21 protein-coding genes are annotated in these 15,380 nt (G+C 41.1%); 1 reads left to right on the forward strand and 20 read right to left on the reverse strand.

Annotation, left to right across the window (positions count from 1 at the left end; genetic code table 11):
* Position 1: 1 nt before the first annotated feature.
* Genes N521_RS00245 through N521_RS00325 form a run of 19 tightly spaced genes read right to left on the reverse strand, consistent with a single transcriptional unit; the run spans position 2 to position 14,420 of the window.
* A complete protein-coding gene (locus tag N521_RS00245) occupies positions 2–265 on the reverse strand; it encodes a phage holin (RefSeq protein WP_019743388.1) in 264 nt (87 codons plus the stop codon).
* Positions 266–277: 12 nt separating this feature from the next.
* Complete coding sequence (locus tag N521_RS00250; RefSeq protein WP_008344062.1) at positions 278–490, reverse strand: BhlA/UviB family holin-like peptide; 213 nt, start codon at positions 488–490, stop codon at positions 278–280.
* Between the two features lie 56 nt (positions 491–546).
* Positions 547–693 carry an XkdX family protein gene (locus N521_RS18960; protein WP_008344064.1) on the reverse strand — a complete coding sequence of 49 codons (147 nt, stop codon included), beginning with the start codon at positions 691–693 and terminating at the stop codon, positions 547–549.
* Entirely contained in the window at positions 694–1,041 is a 348-nt protein-coding gene (locus N521_RS00255) for a hypothetical protein (protein ID WP_008344067.1), read from the reverse strand. It abuts the gene before it with no gap.
* Between the two features lie 2 nt (positions 1,042–1,043).
* On the reverse strand, positions 1,044–2,462 hold the full coding sequence (locus N521_RS00260; RefSeq protein WP_008344069.1) for a hypothetical protein: 1,419 nt from the start codon (positions 2,460–2,462) through the stop codon (positions 1,044–1,046).
* A gap of 33 nt (positions 2,463–2,495) precedes the next feature.
* Entirely contained in the window at positions 2,496–3,626 is a 1,131-nt protein-coding gene (locus tag N521_RS00265) for a pyocin knob domain-containing protein (RefSeq protein WP_008344072.1), read from the reverse strand.
* Between the two features lie 7 nt (positions 3,627–3,633).
* Complete coding sequence (locus N521_RS00270) at positions 3,634–3,807, reverse strand: phage portal protein (protein ID WP_017359001.1); 174 nt, start codon at positions 3,805–3,807, stop codon at positions 3,634–3,636.
* Positions 3,804–4,133, reverse strand: coding sequence for an XkdW family protein (locus N521_RS00275; RefSeq protein WP_008344076.1), 330 nt, complete (start codon positions 4,131–4,133; stop codon positions 3,804–3,806). The genes N521_RS00270 and N521_RS00275 overlap by 4 nt, the downstream gene beginning before the upstream one ends.
* A gap of 10 nt (positions 4,134–4,143) precedes the next feature.
* Positions 4,144–5,022: a hypothetical protein gene (locus N521_RS00280; RefSeq protein WP_008344078.1), complete on the reverse strand. Its 879-nt coding sequence runs from the start codon at positions 5,020–5,022 to the stop codon at positions 4,144–4,146.
* A 15-nt stretch (positions 5,023–5,037) separates the two neighbouring features.
* Complete coding sequence (locus N521_RS00285) at positions 5,038–5,421, reverse strand: phage tail-collar fiber domain-containing protein (protein WP_008344081.1); 384 nt, start codon at positions 5,419–5,421, stop codon at positions 5,038–5,040.
* An 11-nt stretch (positions 5,422–5,432) separates the two neighbouring features.
* Complete coding sequence (locus tag N521_RS00290) at positions 5,433–6,356, reverse strand: YmfQ family protein (RefSeq protein WP_035389201.1); 924 nt, start codon at positions 6,354–6,356, stop codon at positions 5,433–5,435.
* Positions 6,343–7,389 (reverse strand): baseplate J/gp47 family protein, encoded by a 1,047-nt coding sequence (locus N521_RS00295; protein WP_008344084.1) that lies wholly within the window; start codon positions 7,387–7,389, stop codon positions 6,343–6,345. Before N521_RS00295 ends, N521_RS00290 begins: the two co-directional genes overlap by 14 nt.
* Positions 7,382–7,804, reverse strand: coding sequence for a DUF2634 domain-containing protein (locus N521_RS00300; protein WP_008344087.1), 423 nt, complete (start codon positions 7,802–7,804; stop codon positions 7,382–7,384). Before N521_RS00300 ends, N521_RS00295 begins: the two co-directional genes overlap by 8 nt.
* A 14-nt stretch (positions 7,805–7,818) precedes the next feature.
* A complete protein-coding gene (locus tag N521_RS00305; RefSeq protein WP_017358996.1) occupies positions 7,819–8,085 on the reverse strand; it encodes a DUF2577 family protein in 267 nt (88 codons plus the stop codon).
* On the reverse strand, positions 8,082–9,092 hold the full coding sequence (locus tag N521_RS00310) for an XkdQ/YqbQ family protein (RefSeq protein ID WP_008344092.1): 1,011 nt from the start codon (positions 9,090–9,092) through the stop codon (positions 8,082–8,084). Before N521_RS00310 ends, N521_RS00305 begins: the two co-directional genes overlap by 4 nt.
* Positions 9,093–9,103: 11 nt before the next feature.
* Positions 9,104–9,772: a LysM peptidoglycan-binding domain-containing protein gene (locus tag N521_RS00315; RefSeq protein ID WP_008344093.1), complete on the reverse strand. Its 669-nt coding sequence runs from the start codon at positions 9,770–9,772 to the stop codon at positions 9,104–9,106.
* Positions 9,765–13,799: a transglycosylase SLT domain-containing protein gene (locus tag N521_RS00320; protein ID WP_442852759.1), complete on the reverse strand. Its 4,035-nt coding sequence runs from the start codon at positions 13,797–13,799 to the stop codon at positions 9,765–9,767. Before N521_RS00320 ends, N521_RS00315 begins: the two co-directional genes overlap by 8 nt.
* Before the next feature lies 1 nt (position 13,800).
* Positions 13,801–13,938 (reverse strand): hypothetical protein, encoded by a 138-nt coding sequence (locus N521_RS19515; RefSeq protein WP_008344097.1) that lies wholly within the window; start codon positions 13,936–13,938, stop codon positions 13,801–13,803.
* A gap of 41 nt (positions 13,939–13,979) precedes the next feature.
* Complete coding sequence (locus N521_RS00325; RefSeq protein ID WP_008344099.1) at positions 13,980–14,420, reverse strand: phage tail assembly chaperone; 441 nt, start codon at positions 14,418–14,420, stop codon at positions 13,980–13,982.
* 183 nt (positions 14,421–14,603) lie between these two features.
* On the opposite strand from N521_RS00325, the gene N521_RS19750 reads away from it, so the two are divergent.
* A complete protein-coding gene (locus N521_RS19750) occupies positions 14,604–14,660 on the forward strand; it encodes a putative holin-like toxin (protein WP_229200408.1) in 57 nt (18 codons plus the stop codon).
* 276 nt (positions 14,661–14,936) lie between these two features.
* On the opposite strand, the gene N521_RS00335 is transcribed toward N521_RS19750, so the two are convergent.
* Positions 14,937–15,380 (reverse strand): phage tail tube protein, encoded by a 444-nt coding sequence (locus N521_RS00335; RefSeq protein WP_003213309.1) that lies wholly within the window; start codon positions 15,378–15,380, stop codon positions 14,937–14,939.

The raw sequence follows: 15,380 nt of genomic DNA on the forward strand, positions 1-15,380 counted from the left end.
ATTATTTTGTTAACCCTCTTTGTTTCAGGGCATCTTTTTGCAATTGACCTTTATAGGTCACATAATTATTTTTAAACCAAGCGATCACGGCAGTGACCATAGTGAAAATTGTGGAACCTGCCACATATAGTGCCTCTCCTGCGGTTTGCACTTGCTCCTCGCTAATCGGCAGCACTGTTTGTCCAAACATGACAAGCGTTTGGTTGATAAGCGCAATAAAAAGAAGCACTGTGCGAATCACAGTGCCTTTGTCGAATGTTTTCATGATGTTTTCCTCCTATTTTAAATTCCGTTCAATTTTATCGAGCTTGTCGATCACGACGTCATACTTCTCACTAAACTTTGCTAACACATCATTTTGCGCTTCGATTTGTTCATTGAGTTTGTTTTCTCTTTCCTTTGTTGTGTTTAATACGTAAAACAGCACCCAACAGAACAACACCGCAAACGGTCCTTGTGTCATTAAATATTGAGTCAAATCCATTTCCACTACACTCACCTACTCCCTCACTTTGCACATTCTAAAAGAAGGCAAAATAAAAACGCCTATTCAGCGTTAGTTGCATATTCTTCGTTTGTTATTTCTTTGTATTGTTCCGGCGTAATCTTCTCGAAACGAACAAATTTTGCTACATCTTCATTTTCATAACACTTCCATTGATAGAACAATGAAATACTACGGAACCAATCCAATTACATAACCCCCTTTTCAGTCAGCAGCATGACAAGTTCTGATGTTGTTTTTGATTGTTCTTTTGCTCTCTTTTCTGACTCGGCCAGCTGCTCAAGCAAATCGGCGTTTTGCTGTTTTAATAGATCCATATCTGATGTTGGCAGCGGCTTTACCTGAAAGTGATCAATGTATTCTAGAGTTGCCGACTCATACCATGCCCTTTTCTCTTCATTGTATTTACCTTTATACAAACCATCTTGAGGTCTTACATCTGTATGCCCTTTTAGGATGTCTTCGCCTTCTTCAATTTCTATTTCTTCTCCCGGGATGTAATTGAATTTATCATCGTATTTATATATCCATTTCAATTTTATCCCTCCTGTGCCGATATGAATTTAAAGCCGAAAGTAATAAATTCATTTGTATTTGTCGTATTGGAAACGCTTTGTATATACACATTACCATCAGTATTAATATGTGTCCTGTGTGTTTGCGGTGTTGAAGCAGCACCAATACTTGATGCTACCCCTATAAAATGCATCCCCTGTATAGGACGATAACCACTTGGCAATGTGAAAGCAGGTACTTCAAAACCTATAGTACCTCCTGTCATAGCTCCAATTAACTCCACCTCTCCAAATGGATTCTTATAAAATTGCACTTTTTGAGTGCCATATTGTTTCCATCCGTTTAATAGAGTGGTTGGGGACTTCCATTCTATTTTCTCTGTGTCGGTTAACAAACGTTTCCAGCCAGTAAAAACACCATCAGTATGCACTGTTCCAAACCAATGCATATTGTCATAACTTCTAATGATATGAAGAGTCTTACGTTTACCGGCTGCTTCTAGAATATCTACATTAAACCACGAGGCATCGGTCGTCGTTGGCATATTCACTGCATTCGTTCCAGAGACATAATAAAAACCAGAGGGCAAGGTGAGTATATCTGTGCCAGTTGGAATAAGCATTCTAGTTCCATTTGCATTTAATAATGGATGATCGTTCAGCCTCTTCCACCCGCTCCATTCTTGCTGAGTGCCCGTGACATCAGTCGTTGATCGATTGATGTACATATCACCTGTATTATTTGCCCCTATAATCCAGCCATAGGTATTTTCACTAAAAACAGATAAGGCTCTCATAGAACTTCTTGTTGGCAGATCAGGGTGTGCTTCATGGATATACCACGAATGGACGCCTGGTAATTTTGTGAGCTTATCTAAAATACTAGGATCATTTGCATTAATTCTTTCGTAAGCCCTTCCGTCATCAGCAGTAATTTTAGATAATTGTCCTGCATCCCATTTATTTCTTTCATTTTGAGTAGGTAATTGAAGCCAGTTGATTCCGACATCATTCACATGATAGGAAAAACAAAATGCGTTGCCCGATGTATCAATTGCAATTCCTACACCGATGTTATTTTGACCTACTAACTGAAAGCCTCTTAAAGCCGCATTCCCGATTGCGGGAGAATCGACTACTCCAGAACCTCCTGGCGCATAAAATGAACAGGCACCTAAAGATTTAATTCCATTATAAATACTCCCGCCAGCAGGGATATTAACCAACTGGGCCCCGTTATCATTCGTCATTTTATAGAGCTGGGATTGATTCCATTTCTGCTTTTCTGTTTCAGCTGCATGAGATGTTGTGTCATTTTTGTGTTGATTGATTTGGTCCAATAGTCCAGCATCATTTTCAAGAATTACTTTAACCATGTTATTAAACAGTTCCGCATGGGCTTTGTCACTGGTTTTGAAAATACGAGGTGTCTTTATCTCCATCAGATTCTCCTTTCACCTTTCAGTTTTATTACATTATCTTGTACTGAACTTAAAACCAAATGTAATAAACTCAGTGGGATTGGCATTATTTGAAGAAGACTGCACACATACATTTCCATTCTTATCTATTAATGTACGATGAAATTGAGGTACTCCTGGTGTCCCTATACTTGAAGCAACTCCTATAAAATGCATCGCTTGCTGCGGCCGATATGGTGCAGGCAAGTTAAACACTGGATTATTTCCTAAAATCCCACCTTTTATCGCACCTACGATCTCGACTTCCCCTAAGAGATTCTTTCGATATTTAACTGGTAAATTAACAGGATCATATTCTTGCCAGTTGCCTTTAATTTCTTTAGGTGTTTCCCAAGCACCATCTAATAAATCGGAAAGCGTTATTTGCTTCTCCCAAGGTGTCCATGATTCTGCATTGTGTTTAAGAACTCTAAAGTAGGTGTTCTTCCCATAAACAGATTCATAAGCTATTTGAACTAATGTATTGCCATAACTCATGACCAATAAAAACACTCGATTCAAGGAAGAAGAGGGACCGTTTACTCCTGTATTATATATGAGATACATCCCTGTCTCAGTAAGGGTATTGTAGTCTGTCTCGCTAGAAAATCCATGATAAAAGGGCTTTCCATTATCTTGAGTGATTTTTACTAATTGACCGTTATCCCACCTGTTTCTATCGCTTTCTGTAGGCAGCTTTGTCCAAGTAATCGATGTATGACCGGTCTGATAATAAAAGGAATAAGCAATCCCAGAACTATCCACCGCAAAGCCAGTGCCGATATTTTCTTGTCCTACTGTCTGCAGTCCCCTGATTGAAACATTCGATGAAGCCGGGGAATCCTCCACACCAGCAGCTGCATAAAATGTACAAGTTCCTTTATCTTTTATCGCATCAAATATTCTTCCGTCAGTTGACACATTGATCAGCTGTCTTCCACTATCTGCTGTGATTTTATAGCTCTGTGAATCATTCCATTTTTTCTTTTCTATTTCAGATGCGTGTACTTTCGCATCATTTGTATGTTTTAAGAACTGCTCTATTAATCTATGATCATTTTCAAGAAGTACTTTGACCATGTCATTAAACAAATCAGCATGTGCTTTATCATTTACTTCAAAAGGCTTTGGTTCTTTTACTTCCATTCAATTTTCACTCCCTTTCTTTGATGCTTGGTGCCATTTCTTTCAGCTGCTCTAGAGTAAGAATTCTTTGCTCATATCCTTCATTTAAATCTTCCATTGAACAATCACCTAGTTCGACTGCTTGTTTGACCAATTCAGGGGTCACCCATTTAAAATATAATGCCATTACCCAATAATTCATGATTCACTATCTCCTTTAAATAAAAGGATCTCATTTTTTAGCTTCTTTAGTTCGCTTGTTAAATGATCACATTGATGTTCAAGCTGTTTTCTCATTAGCTTTTCTTTAGCTACTTCTTGTGCTAGATAATCTAGCGGCAGAGGTGGTTGATATCTTGGATTGATTTGACATTCCTCCCACCATTCTTTCAATTCTTCTACCGTTGGCTCGGGCACATCTAGATGCCACTCGTTTATATACGAACCGTCTCCGTCATTTCTAAGTTCAAAATCTTTTTGCGGGTCTGCATCGGGGTATTTATACTTAATGGCTTCATATAAAATCATCAGAATCCTCCTATACTCTCGGGAAATTTCGTCCGCCTATTTCTGTAATGTCGAAATAGTTGTACCAGCCTGAATTTTCCGACACATATCGACTAACGTCTCCGTCATACCCTACATATAGGTACATTTCTAAATAGTCTCCCTTATTCGCTGGCACATTGGCAGCACCATAAAGCCCGGTACTTAAGCTCAATGTATCAGATGGGCTTGCAGGGCTTTGTCTATGGTGAGCAATATTTTTATATCTTTTTCCATTCAAATAGATCGATAATTCAAAGTTCGCGTATCGTTGAAAGCTTTCAATATAAACACCTGCATTCACTGAATACATTCCGTTTTCAGGGCAGATGAACCGATTATTTTTGATATCAAAATTGTTATGACTGTCTTTAATTTTTCGATTAAAAAGGACTTTTTGATACTCTCCTTTGGTTAATAACTGCTTTCCAGTTGTACCTATATTGGCATGACAAAACCCTGAGATTTTGTGCCATTCAGTCCAGCCAGACCCCGTCCACCAGTGACGACACCACGTACCTGTACTATCAAAATAGCTGCCTGCTTCGTTTCCAGTTCCATAGTAATATTGAATAAATCGAAAGTTACTATATTTTTCATTTTTCACAAAGCCAAATCTCGTAGGATAACCGGTATCATTCGCTTGTCCAATATCCATAAACGTAATACCTATTGGATATTCCTCGCCGCTGACTGATGCATCTTGAATGGCTTGATCGCCTGTTAATTTGAATAAACTTTCATTCGTGATCCCTGCTATTTGTTGACTGAGCGCATTGTCATTCTCCACAAGTGTGTTGACCATCCGGTTAAATAAGTTGGCATGGGCTTTGTCAGAGGTTTCAAACGGTAAAGGTGATTTTATGTCCACTTCTTTTCCCCTCCATTAATAAATATCATCAATCTCAAAAACAAATTCGATGTCGCCGTCTTTTTGTTTGTCTGTCATGGTTCGGATGGCGGTGAATTTGCCCGCTTCGTCGACAAGGGCTAGTTCATTGATGACTTCGCCTGCGAGTTCTCCTTCAGCGATGGTGCAGGTGTAGCGGATTTTTGCCGGTTCCATGAAGGTAAACGAGTCAATATTTTTTTGAATCAGTTCTTTTTTGAGTGCTTGTTCGGTTCCGTCAAGAGAGATTGGTTTTCCATCCTTTGTTCCTCCACTTCCGAACGCCATTTTGACGACTTTTGTGAGTTTTGTTCCTTCTGCTCGTGCCTTTGCCATTTGTTGACGTGCATATAGTGTGGTTACGGTTAATTGATCAGCCATTGTGATCCTCCTTATAGGTCTATTTTTTTAGAAGTTGCTGCTAGCATTTTTGATCCATCAAGCGGAATGGATCCATCGAGAATCCAATAATGCTCCTTGATCAGTAAACTGCCGTCTTGTTCATTTTGAACATGTACCGGTAAGCGGAACATCATCCTCTTTTTCATTTGATGTGAAAGCTGGTTCTTTGCGCGCAAAGTCAGCGTAGCTGCTTGCTTCGTTTCATGCGATGCTCCAGTCATGACATAATTCAGACGATATGCTGTTTCTTTCTCTTGTTGAAGCAGCATTCTCATCTTTAATGAATGCCGAAAGCGAGCAGGGACCTCCGTAGTACCTCGTATCCCGCTGAGATAGAACGTTCCATTTAATACGAATTCACCATTGAGTAAAATTGGAATATGATCGAAAAAGCCCACTCTGCTTCGCAGTGTGAGCCGCTGGTGATGATCATTTGTTTCATGAACATCGGTATGATGAATGGCGGTGAACGTATACGCCAAATGTGCTGGCTTTAACGTTTCGAGTATTTCGACGATATATCTTGTGTTTTGCAGGTCATCCAGGTTGACACGCAATGCAAAATGATAACGATTGGTTGTAAGTCGGATGATCGCACTCGGATTTTTAAGAAATCGATTCACAGATTTCTCTAATGACAGATACGTAATTGGTGGAATGTTCGACATCATATTAAGTAATCGCGCTCTGCGCAGCTCAATCGAATCATCTGACTCTCGCTGCACCTTGAGCATTCTTTCCCACCGATTCAATCCCCACGTCGCTGTTAAAGGGAAAAATTGATCCGTTACATCAAAAATGGATTCATCCAATTGTTCAAACTCTGGCGCCTCCGTTTTTAGTAAATGATCCACATCATAAATCTCTGTGAAATAAGGCGGCAAGTAGTTTTTCATTTCATCAAGTTTGCTCAATAACCTTCACCTGCCTCAGACGTGGTATCTCAATGTCCTGTAATACTAAGTTTTTTGACTCCCCATTCAATAAGACGTTTGCATAATCGGACACACTCTCTGAATGGTACAAAATATCATTTAAAGCGGACATTCGAATCGTACTTTTTTCAAATGCGATTGATTTTAACAGTGCTTTGACCTTTTCTTCTATTTCTTTTTGCGCACCCTCAAGTGTCCAGTCCATCTGAAGTTCGACGGACACTTCTACGTCAATATCCAGCCACTTGGCGCTTTCCACAGTTGCTTTTGAGCCAATAGGAGCTTGCCCTTCTCCTTCTCCCGGTACAGGATCGATATACTCCTGGACCCTTTTGACAAGAAGCTCAGAGGCTACATCTAGATTGCCGTCTGTGATGACAATTTTGACCGTTCCCTCTCCATTCCATAGCGGGAACACTTTCGCTCTGCCGACACCAACCACTTCCTCGGCCCACTTTTTGTAATGTGCTCTGTTGGCACTGACAGCCTCTCGCCTTGCGCGTATTAAATACCGATCGTATAATGACGCATCATCTTCTTCCTCTTGCCCTGGTATCACCAATTCCTTCATGATCATCGACTCTAGACCTGGAATGGTATCAAGCGATAGCAGCGGCTGACCTGTTAATTGCCCATTGCCGGCTGTACCAGTTGTCTCGCATTCTAGTGTACCGTCCTTTGAAAATTGAAAATAAACGTCTTCAATAAAGAATCTTGATCCTGCTGGAATGTTTACGTTCTCTGGTTGAATGGTTACGGACCACACCGCTTTGGTGGCTGGCTTTCGTTCAATCCCTACTTCTGCCGCTCGGCGATCTAAAAATTCCCCCTGTGCTGTATCAGCAAAGACAAGCTCAAACACTTGATCAAGCCAAATATACGACTGAGCCAGTTCAGCAGCAGCAGGCGCCAAGGCATTCCAAATGACGCTGTTTTCTCTTTTATCTATGTCATCTGGCAGCCTGTCCAGCATTCTTTCCATCAACGCCTCATACGTTTGCTCCTCAAACATCTCCCTCCATCACCTCCTCTATTTCTAATGTGCCTTCATCTGTGACAATGGTTAGTTTGACTTGAAAGGCATCATTTTGCTTCGTGACCTCTATCTCTTCAATATGATCAATCCGCTCATCAACGACCAATGCTTCTTCAAGCAATCTTGGAATCTCCATTTCTTTGTATTCATCAGTTGCTTCAGTATCAGTCAATAGCTCCTGAATTTCAGTGCCAATATCGTGACTGTAAATGGGATGTGCATAGCGCTCTGTTCGCAATGTCATATAAATAAATTGACGGATCGATTCAATGCCTGTAATGGCTTCATTTGTCAGCCTGCCATTTTCAAAATCTATGCGATACGTCGTCGAGGTTTCTACCTCTTCATCTTCCTCTGTTTCCTCGATTTCTTCCTCTGGTGAAAGTGCCACGTTCATCACCTCCCTTACAATTTGTCGATGATGTAAAAGGACTGCCCTCCTGCCATTGCAAGTACCATAATGCTGTCTCCCCTTTTCAACTCATCATCCTCACCCTTATTTAAGCGTTTAGGCCAAATAAGCAGTTCTTCCGGAATGATCAGCTTACTATTTTCATTTAATCGGATGTGAAGAGGCGAAGCCATTGTGACCTCTCCAATCACCAGATCAATTGGAGAAGCTGCGTCTACTGCATTGACAGCGAGTCGTTTAATTGCTTCACTTAATCTCATGCTTGATCACCCTTTGGCATGGAATTTTTCTCAACGACGTCAATTGTCATGGTGTGCTTCACTCCATTGAATTCATGCTTGTCTTGATCGATCCAGTAGGTTTTTTTGATGTTGATTTCAGGGATTTTCAAATAGATTGGCAGACCGCTTTGCAGTTCAGGGATTCCGAGTGCTTGTATGCTTTTCACTTCTTGTTTGACGCCTTTTTTCTCAGCTAGGCGTACTTTCGCTCTTTTTTGAAGCTGCGGCTGGTTGATTTGACCTGTGACCGTCTCCACATGCTGTAAAATGCCGTACTTACTCTGACCCGCTTTATCCTGTTCGATCACCACAATATCTGATTTGCTACCTTTTTTCTTATTCTTCCCCTGTTCGTCTACAGACGTGCGCATCTTCACACGTGTTGCTGTCTCTTCAATGGAGGTGCTGTACTGATAACCGATGAGGTTGACGCCTGATTCAATGACCCACACGTCCTCTGGATCGGGCCAAGCTCTCAGCCCCATCTTGCCTTTAGCAGAAAAAATTTGATAATTTCTACCGGTTTGCCGCTTCGTTTCCTTCAATGCTTTTAAAATGATGTCATATAAACTCGTGTCATTTTTAAAAACGAGAGACTTCATGACATGTCCTGTATTTGCGATGGATGTCATAGGAATTTGAAAGTCTGCCCCGATCCGCCTCAAAATTTGATCTGCCCGTTGATTTGAAAAAACATATACATCTTGGTTTTTCACTAAATATTGGAGCATATCGTATGCGGTAAAGGTCAGCTTTCCTTCAACAGGCGTCCTAGAAAACACGATGCCTCTGAACAGCTCTTTTCCTTTCCATTTAAAAAGAACCGTGTCTCCTTCTGAGACACGGTAATATGTTTGACTGCCTTGCTTTGTGATAATATTCGCCTGAATAGAGCGAGGGGCCTGATACCTTTGCCCCTGAAGTGTCACACTCTCTGTGACAAGCTCATACATCGTGCCGCTTCTGATGGCAAAAAGCTCAATCAATGTCAGCCCCCCTATTGTGGTATTTTCAATTTTTGCCCTGGAAAAATCCAATATCCCGGCTGTTTAATATTGAGTTTACTTCGTTTGATCATCGCTGCTTTATTGGCATTCCAAATACGCCGCCATTTTGTACTATCGCCATAAAAACGGCCTGAAATGGCCCACAGAGTATCTCCCTTTTTGACAGTGTACAATTTTGGTGGTGTTTTTGAGGGTCTTTTCTTTTTGGTTTGTTTTGCTTTTTTCTTTCGTTTGATTTTCCTAGGCGATGCGGTTTTATATTCCTTTAACTCGATCGTAAATTCACGATCCCCTATGTCATAAGACCCTTCCTTGTGTGTGAAGCTCTCAATGCTGCACGTCATATTGATTTTAGTCCCTGTCACAATCAGTCGCACAGACTTCTTTGAACGCATCATTCGTTCAATTTTCGCTATTGCATTCTCTGGTGATGGAATGCTTTTATATTCAGCAATTGGCGAATATTTCTTAGGAAATAATGAGGTGAATGATACTTGTTTAGCCGATGGTACATCAATAAAAGTCAGTTCTCCAAAGGAGGAGACCTTCACTGTTTCATTTTGTACATTATTTGTGATCTCAAGTTCGGATGGAAGCACAGGGAATCGCAACTTCTCCTTGCCTTGGGAAATCCACAATTGATACACTGATTTACCCATCGATCACGACCCCTTTCGTTCCTATCTGAAGCTCTACTTCCAATTCGTCTACAAGCATTTGTCTAATTTTTTCGACAAGCGATTGCTGATCCTGTCCATTATGGAAATGCTGATCACCATTAAACTGGATGGTGATTTGTTTATTACCAGACGTTGTTGTATTCCCAGCTGACTGTGCTGAGGTAACTTGCTGCATCTGTGATTCTGGTAAAGGAGCAGATGCATTTGATGGATCATAGACTTGCATCCCAAGTGCCTTTGCTGCCTGCGTCAATAAATATCTCCCGCGAATGCCTCTTTCTTCTGGAATAATCCACTCGCGTTTGTTTCCTTCACCGACTCTAGCTACCTGCTCCTGAGTAATCAATCCGCCATTGGCGTAGCCTTTATAAGGACCGCCTCTTCTCATACTCCGTAATCCCGGTGTATTGAAGACTGTTCCATATCTGCCCTTAATGTAGTTAATGGCTGCTACGGCATTATGAATTGGGTTCCAAATATCATTCATGCCCTTGCCTTTATTAGAATGAAAGGTCGGCCCAATGGTTTGCATTAACCCTTTAGAAGGCGTTCCCTTCTTGGCGTTGGAATCCCACAAGTTGATGGCTTTCGGGTTACCATTTGATTCGTGCTGAGCGATTGTCATAAGACCTGGAAGCCAGCTCATCGATGTGCCAGTCGCCATCAGAGCTGCCATGAGCCATTGCTGAACACTAAGACCTGAAGCACCCATACCGCTGAACGCTCCGATTAATGAACCCGCTTGATTTTCAGCAAACTTTTTCACATCAACTGAATCGAGCCCTTTGACGACACCAATCGATGCGAATTTCCCTAGACTCATCATGACACGCGAAGGAGAATGAATGTCTAGTTCTTCTCTAAACGCCTGTTCCACTTTCTTCGCCATTTCTTTGGCAGCTTGTGTGACTTCACTTGCTTTTGAACGCATGCCGCTATTGAAGGCATCGATCATTCCTGAACCCCATCCTGGTGATTCTTGTTTGGCTTGCAGGAATGGTTGTTTGACGTGTTGGTCTACGTATTGGCTTGTGCCAATTGATGTGGCATTTTGACCTGTTGCAAAGCCACTAACAGTTCCAGAACCCCAAGTTGGTGATGCTGTCATCACTTGTTGGTATGGTGCTTTTACACGACTTTGCAAAAAGCTATCAGTTCCTGTTGGTGTCATTTGCTGGCCAGTAGCAAATGCCGATACCGTTTGTTGTCCGTACTTTCCTGAATCTGATGTCATTTGATTAAATGGCTGCTGAATGTTTTTTTGCTTCCATTGATCAAGTGAAACCACTTTTTGATTCAGCCCTTGTTCAAAATCATGATTAAATTGCTCACCTATGCTGGCAGATTGGATGTTTCCATTCATTGAAACCGTTCCACCAATTGAACCGGCAGAAGCAGTTGGAGCTGCTGGAGCATTTGGCGTTATTGGAGCTGGAGAGCTAGAAACTGGACTTGCTGCTCCGCTGCTGCTTGGCACAACAGACATTCCAAGATGAGAAGCAGCTTGTGCAAGCAACATCTTCCCACGGCCCCGGTTATTTTGAGTTGGAATGACAAATTCGTTACCCGCTTCACCAATCCATGATAAGGTAGGCTGGGTGATATAGCCGCCTGTGGCTTTTTTATCAGGATCTCCAAATAAATGTTTTACTACAAAATTAATGCCATCGCCCGCTTTGTCAAAAATCTTTTTAACCCAGTTAAATGCTTTAGAAAAACCATCACTTATGGCACCTGCCACTTTTACGATCGGTGTCTGAATATTATCTTTAAACCATTTGGATAATCCATCCCATATATCTGTCACCACTTTATACGCTTCTTCAAACTTCTTCCCAATGCTATCTTTGATGGTTCCAACCGTTTCTACAAGCGGATTCCATACATTGTTCATAAACCAAGAGGATACTGCTCCAAAAATTGATTGAATGGTTTTCCACGCATTTGATAATGCTGTCCAAATCCCCGTAGCGACTGTGACAACTGTGCTGCTTAGCGGTGTCCACACATTCTCAATAAACCAGCCTGCTACTGCACTGAATGTTTCTTGTATCCACGTCCATGCATTGACTAGACTTGACCAGATCGTGGTTGCTACCGTAACGACTGTGTCGCTTAGCGGTGTCCAAACGTTTTCAATAAACCAGCCCGCAACTGCACTGAATGTTTCTTGTATCCATGTCCATGCATTGACTAGATTTGACCAGATCGTGGTTGCTACCGTAATAACTGTATCGCTTAACGGTGTCCACACATTTTCGATAAACCAGCCCGCAACTGCACTGAATGTTTCTTGTATCCATGTCCATGCATTGACTAGACTTGACCAGATTGTGGTTGCTACTGTGCCAACCGTGCTGCTTAATGGTGTCCACACATTTTGTATAAACCAGTCCGCAACTGTAGACCACACTTCAACAATTTGATCTTTGATTTCAATGGCCTTTTGGCCAATCTTCTCAAATCCACCGCCATCAAACCATTTTCCAATTGTTTCACCGATAGATTCTCCACCCATACTTCCAGCGATGCCGCCTACTAAGCCGCCTATGGCTGTACCTACCCCTGGAACTACACTGCCAATAGCAGCACCTGCTGCAGCACCTGCCATTCCACCGGCGATTCCTCCTCCAGTCGCACCGATCTTTTCACCAGCATTCTCTTTTTTCATACCAATTAGATTTGTTGCACTAAGTACACTGCCTAGAATAGGTACTTTCTTTAATAATTTACCGCTCCCTTTACCGATATTTTTCAACGCATCCCCTAATTTACTTGGAGGTCTTCTATTCATTTCGGTTCTTGTTGTGGCATTTGGATTTCTAGGTTGTCTTGGTGATTGACCATTTCTATTTTTAGTTTTAGTAGATCCTCCCCTGCTTAAACCTCTTGCACAACAGGGACAACAACTATTGCGAAACAAACCTTTACCACCTCGCGGCTTAGATTTCTTATTGGGAGCTGAATTTGATGGTGTGGATGTTGGCGCTGTTGTTGGTGCCGTTGTTGGCGCTGTTGTTGGCGCTGTTGTTGGCGCTGTTGTTGGCGCTGTTGTTGGCGCTGGAGTGCTACTTCCATTCGATTGATCACCTGCACCAAAGAGACGATCAAATACATTGGTCACCAATTCATCTAGTTTTTTTTCAGGATTAAATTTAATCTTCTCTTTTATTCTTCCGATCACATCTTGCTTGTACTCTTCCAGTTTATTTTCAACCCAAGGAAGTGCCTTTTCGTCCCAAAACTTTCTAGGACTTAATTTTTCTTTCACCTTGTCTGCAACATCACCTGCATATTTTTGAATTTCATTTAACCCTTTATTAGCAAGGCTCTGGAGCCAATCCTGTTTAGGTTCATCCGTTTTAACTGGCGGACTAACAGCCTCAGGTTCTTTTTTTATATTTTGTTCTTTCACAACTGACTCTGCCTGATCTCGTTTTTTCAACTTACTCTTTGCATTGTCTTGAACAGATACTCTGATTTCGTGTTTAGCCATTGTCAAGCTTTTGAGTGTCTTTTTGATTCGTTGAATGGCAGTGGTGGCTTGGTCAACCATGTTTAATCTCATATAGTACGTTCTGTTCATGAGCTGAAGGATTGATTTTTTGATTGATGACATTTTTCCTGACAACTGATCATTCAGTTTGAACGTCAACAGGATTGGACTTGTTCCGGATTGTTTCAATCGATCTATACTGGATTTAATGACATCTAGTCCTTTTGCTTGAATCGATATGACCATCTGTTTCGGTATCATGTTCAGCTGGTTTGCTAATGATCTGAGATCACGATAGATCCCCTGATCTAGCTTCATGGACAATACAGAAAACCTTCTCATCGATAAATTGAATTTCCTTAGCTTCTTTTCATCCATTTCCAGGCTTATTTTCATCGGTTTTCTAAATGGTTTGAGCTGCTTCTCAAACGTTTGAAATCGTTTTTGAATGCGCAACAGCTTCTTTGATACTTTGTCTTCTAATTCAAATCGTGCAGTGAGCTTCGCCAGTTTATTTCCCTCCTTTCTTTGCTTCTTTTTCTAGCATATCGAGCTTGTAGCTGATGAGTCCGAATAAGAATGCCTTAAATTGTCTTGGTGCTTCGTATAAATCGAGAAGTTCTGATGGGGAATAGTGAAGCTCATGCATGGCGTAATATAAAAACACTGCTTCCTTATCCCCATCTTTTATTAGTTTTTTGCTGCGTCTTCTAAATCTTCAATTTCGTCTTCAAATCCGTTGATTTCAATGGCTTTGTTTAACCAGTTTGCGTATTCACCACCGACAGATAAAACACGTTTTGCAACTTCAACTGGATCTTGTGTGCTGTAGGCTTCTCTTAATTCCTTTGAGCGGAAATCTGGATAAATCGTCGATTCAATGGCAATCCGTGCGTAGAAGCGCTGGCTGTCTAAGTCTTTCACACGGCCTCTGCCTTTGACATTTTTGAACGTGGTGTTTTCTTTTTCCAGTTCATCAATACGTTCCGTGGTAATCGCTTTGAAGACAAAAGGAATGACATTCCCTTTTTTATCAACAAAACGCTTAGAAATTGGCACTTTGACCTCTTCCGCTTCTACTGTTTGTCCTGGCATAAAAAATGAAAGATCAAATGTTTGTTTTTCGCTCATGTTTAAAAACTCCCTTTTGTTTGTTTTTTGAATACAAAAAAGCACATCCATTTTTGAATGTGCTTTCCAATCTTTTCATGTATAATATAACTCGTACAATTGAACGGCTTGCTCAAGGGTGTCTGGCTCATCCCCGATAGGAAGGGGGTGATGCTCATGTCAACGTTCCAAGCGATTTCCCTAATGCTTTTATTCGGGATGTTTATCCTTGCTTTGTTGACGTATATAAACAAAAAATAGACTCCCCTTGAGCTTTGGTAGGTGAAAGGGAAAGTCTATCCTTAAAACTATCTAATTGATAAGCCAGCCCCTTGAAGGGCCTCATTGTACATTGCCGGGATGTTAGCGCATCCTGGCTTCTTTTTATTGTATGCAAATCGCTTTGCATGTAAACATCATTTTGTGTGTCATTGAATGCAATGTGCATTACAAATGCATTCATTTTTCATTACATTTGCATTATAGCATATTTGGTTTTTATTTAGCTAATTAATTAGCTAATTTCCTCCGCATTTCTTAGAAAGAATTCTTCAGCTTTTCAGGCAGATCAAAGTCTTCAAATGTAAATGGAACTTCTTCTTCAAGTGCCTCTGAATCAACATCTAGTCCAGCAATTTTAGCTGAATCAAAGTTGACATCGAATAATGTCACACGCTCTGTGCCTCGGCCTGATGATTTATCATCAATTACCGCTTGAAGAGTGAAATAAGGATCTTCCCCTTTTTTCACATAGTTGAGCATAAGTTGAACGAAACGTGACGTAACTTTATAGAATGTTGCCGTTCCTGTTCCGTTTGCCCCTGTTGTTTTATGACCAGTCATTCGGCGGCCCATCACATTCACTTCTGATTTATTTTTCTCCACGTTTGCTTCAAACGTTTTGATAAAGGCAAGCTCCTCACCTTCTAAGAAAAGACGACCTTCTTTACCTGAGATTGTATTTTGCGCTTTAAAAGCCAT

The organism is Bacillus sp. UNC125MFCrub1.1 (assembly GCF_000701305.1).
In the GTDB taxonomy this organism is placed as follows: Bacteria; Bacillota; Bacilli; order Bacillales; family Bacillaceae; genus Bacillus; species Bacillus altitudinis.

What these genes read in the sequence shown, in the direction of transcription:
- N521_RS00245 (WP_019743388.1), bottom strand. Translation starts at nt 265, where the DNA reads ATGAAAACATTCGACAAAGGCACTGTGATTCGCACAGTGCTTCTTTTT.
- N521_RS00260 (WP_008344069.1), bottom strand. Translation starts at nt 2,462, where the DNA reads ATGGAGATAAAGACACCTCGTATTTTCAAAACCAGTGACAAAGCCCAT.
- N521_RS00265 (WP_008344072.1), bottom strand. Translation starts at nt 3,626, where the DNA reads ATGGAAGTAAAAGAACCAAAGCCTTTTGAAGTAAATGATAAAGCACAT.
- N521_RS00270 (WP_017359001.1), bottom strand. Translation starts at nt 3,807, where the DNA reads ATGAATTATTGGGTAATGGCATTATATTTTAAATGGGTGACCCCTGAA.
- N521_RS00275 (WP_008344076.1), bottom strand. Translation starts at nt 4,133, where the DNA reads ATGATTTTATATGAAGCCATTAAGTATAAATACCCCGATGCAGACCCG.
- N521_RS00285 (WP_008344081.1), bottom strand. Translation starts at nt 5,421, where the DNA reads ATGGCTGATCAATTAACCGTAACCACACTATATGCACGTCAACAAATG.
- N521_RS00295 (WP_008344084.1), bottom strand. Translation starts at nt 7,389, where the DNA reads ATGTTTGAGGAGCAAACGTATGAGGCGTTGATGGAAAGAATGCTGGAC.
- N521_RS00305 (WP_017358996.1), bottom strand. Translation starts at nt 8,085, where the DNA reads ATGAGATTAAGTGAAGCAATTAAACGACTCGCTGTCAATGCAGTAGAC.
- N521_RS00315 (WP_008344093.1), bottom strand. Translation starts at nt 9,772, where the DNA reads ATGGGTAAATCAGTGTATCAATTGTGGATTTCCCAAGGCAAGGAGAAG.
- N521_RS19515 (WP_008344097.1), bottom strand. Translation starts at nt 13,938, where the DNA reads ATGCATGAGCTTCACTATTCCCCATCAGAACTTCTCGATTTATACGAA.
- N521_RS00325 (WP_008344099.1), bottom strand. Translation starts at nt 14,420, where the DNA reads ATGAGCGAAAAACAAACATTTGATCTTTCATTTTTTATGCCAGGACAA.
- N521_RS00335 (WP_003213309.1), bottom strand. Translation starts at nt 15,380, where the DNA reads ATGGCTTTTAAAGCGCAAAATACAATCTCAGGTAAAGAAGGTCGTCTT.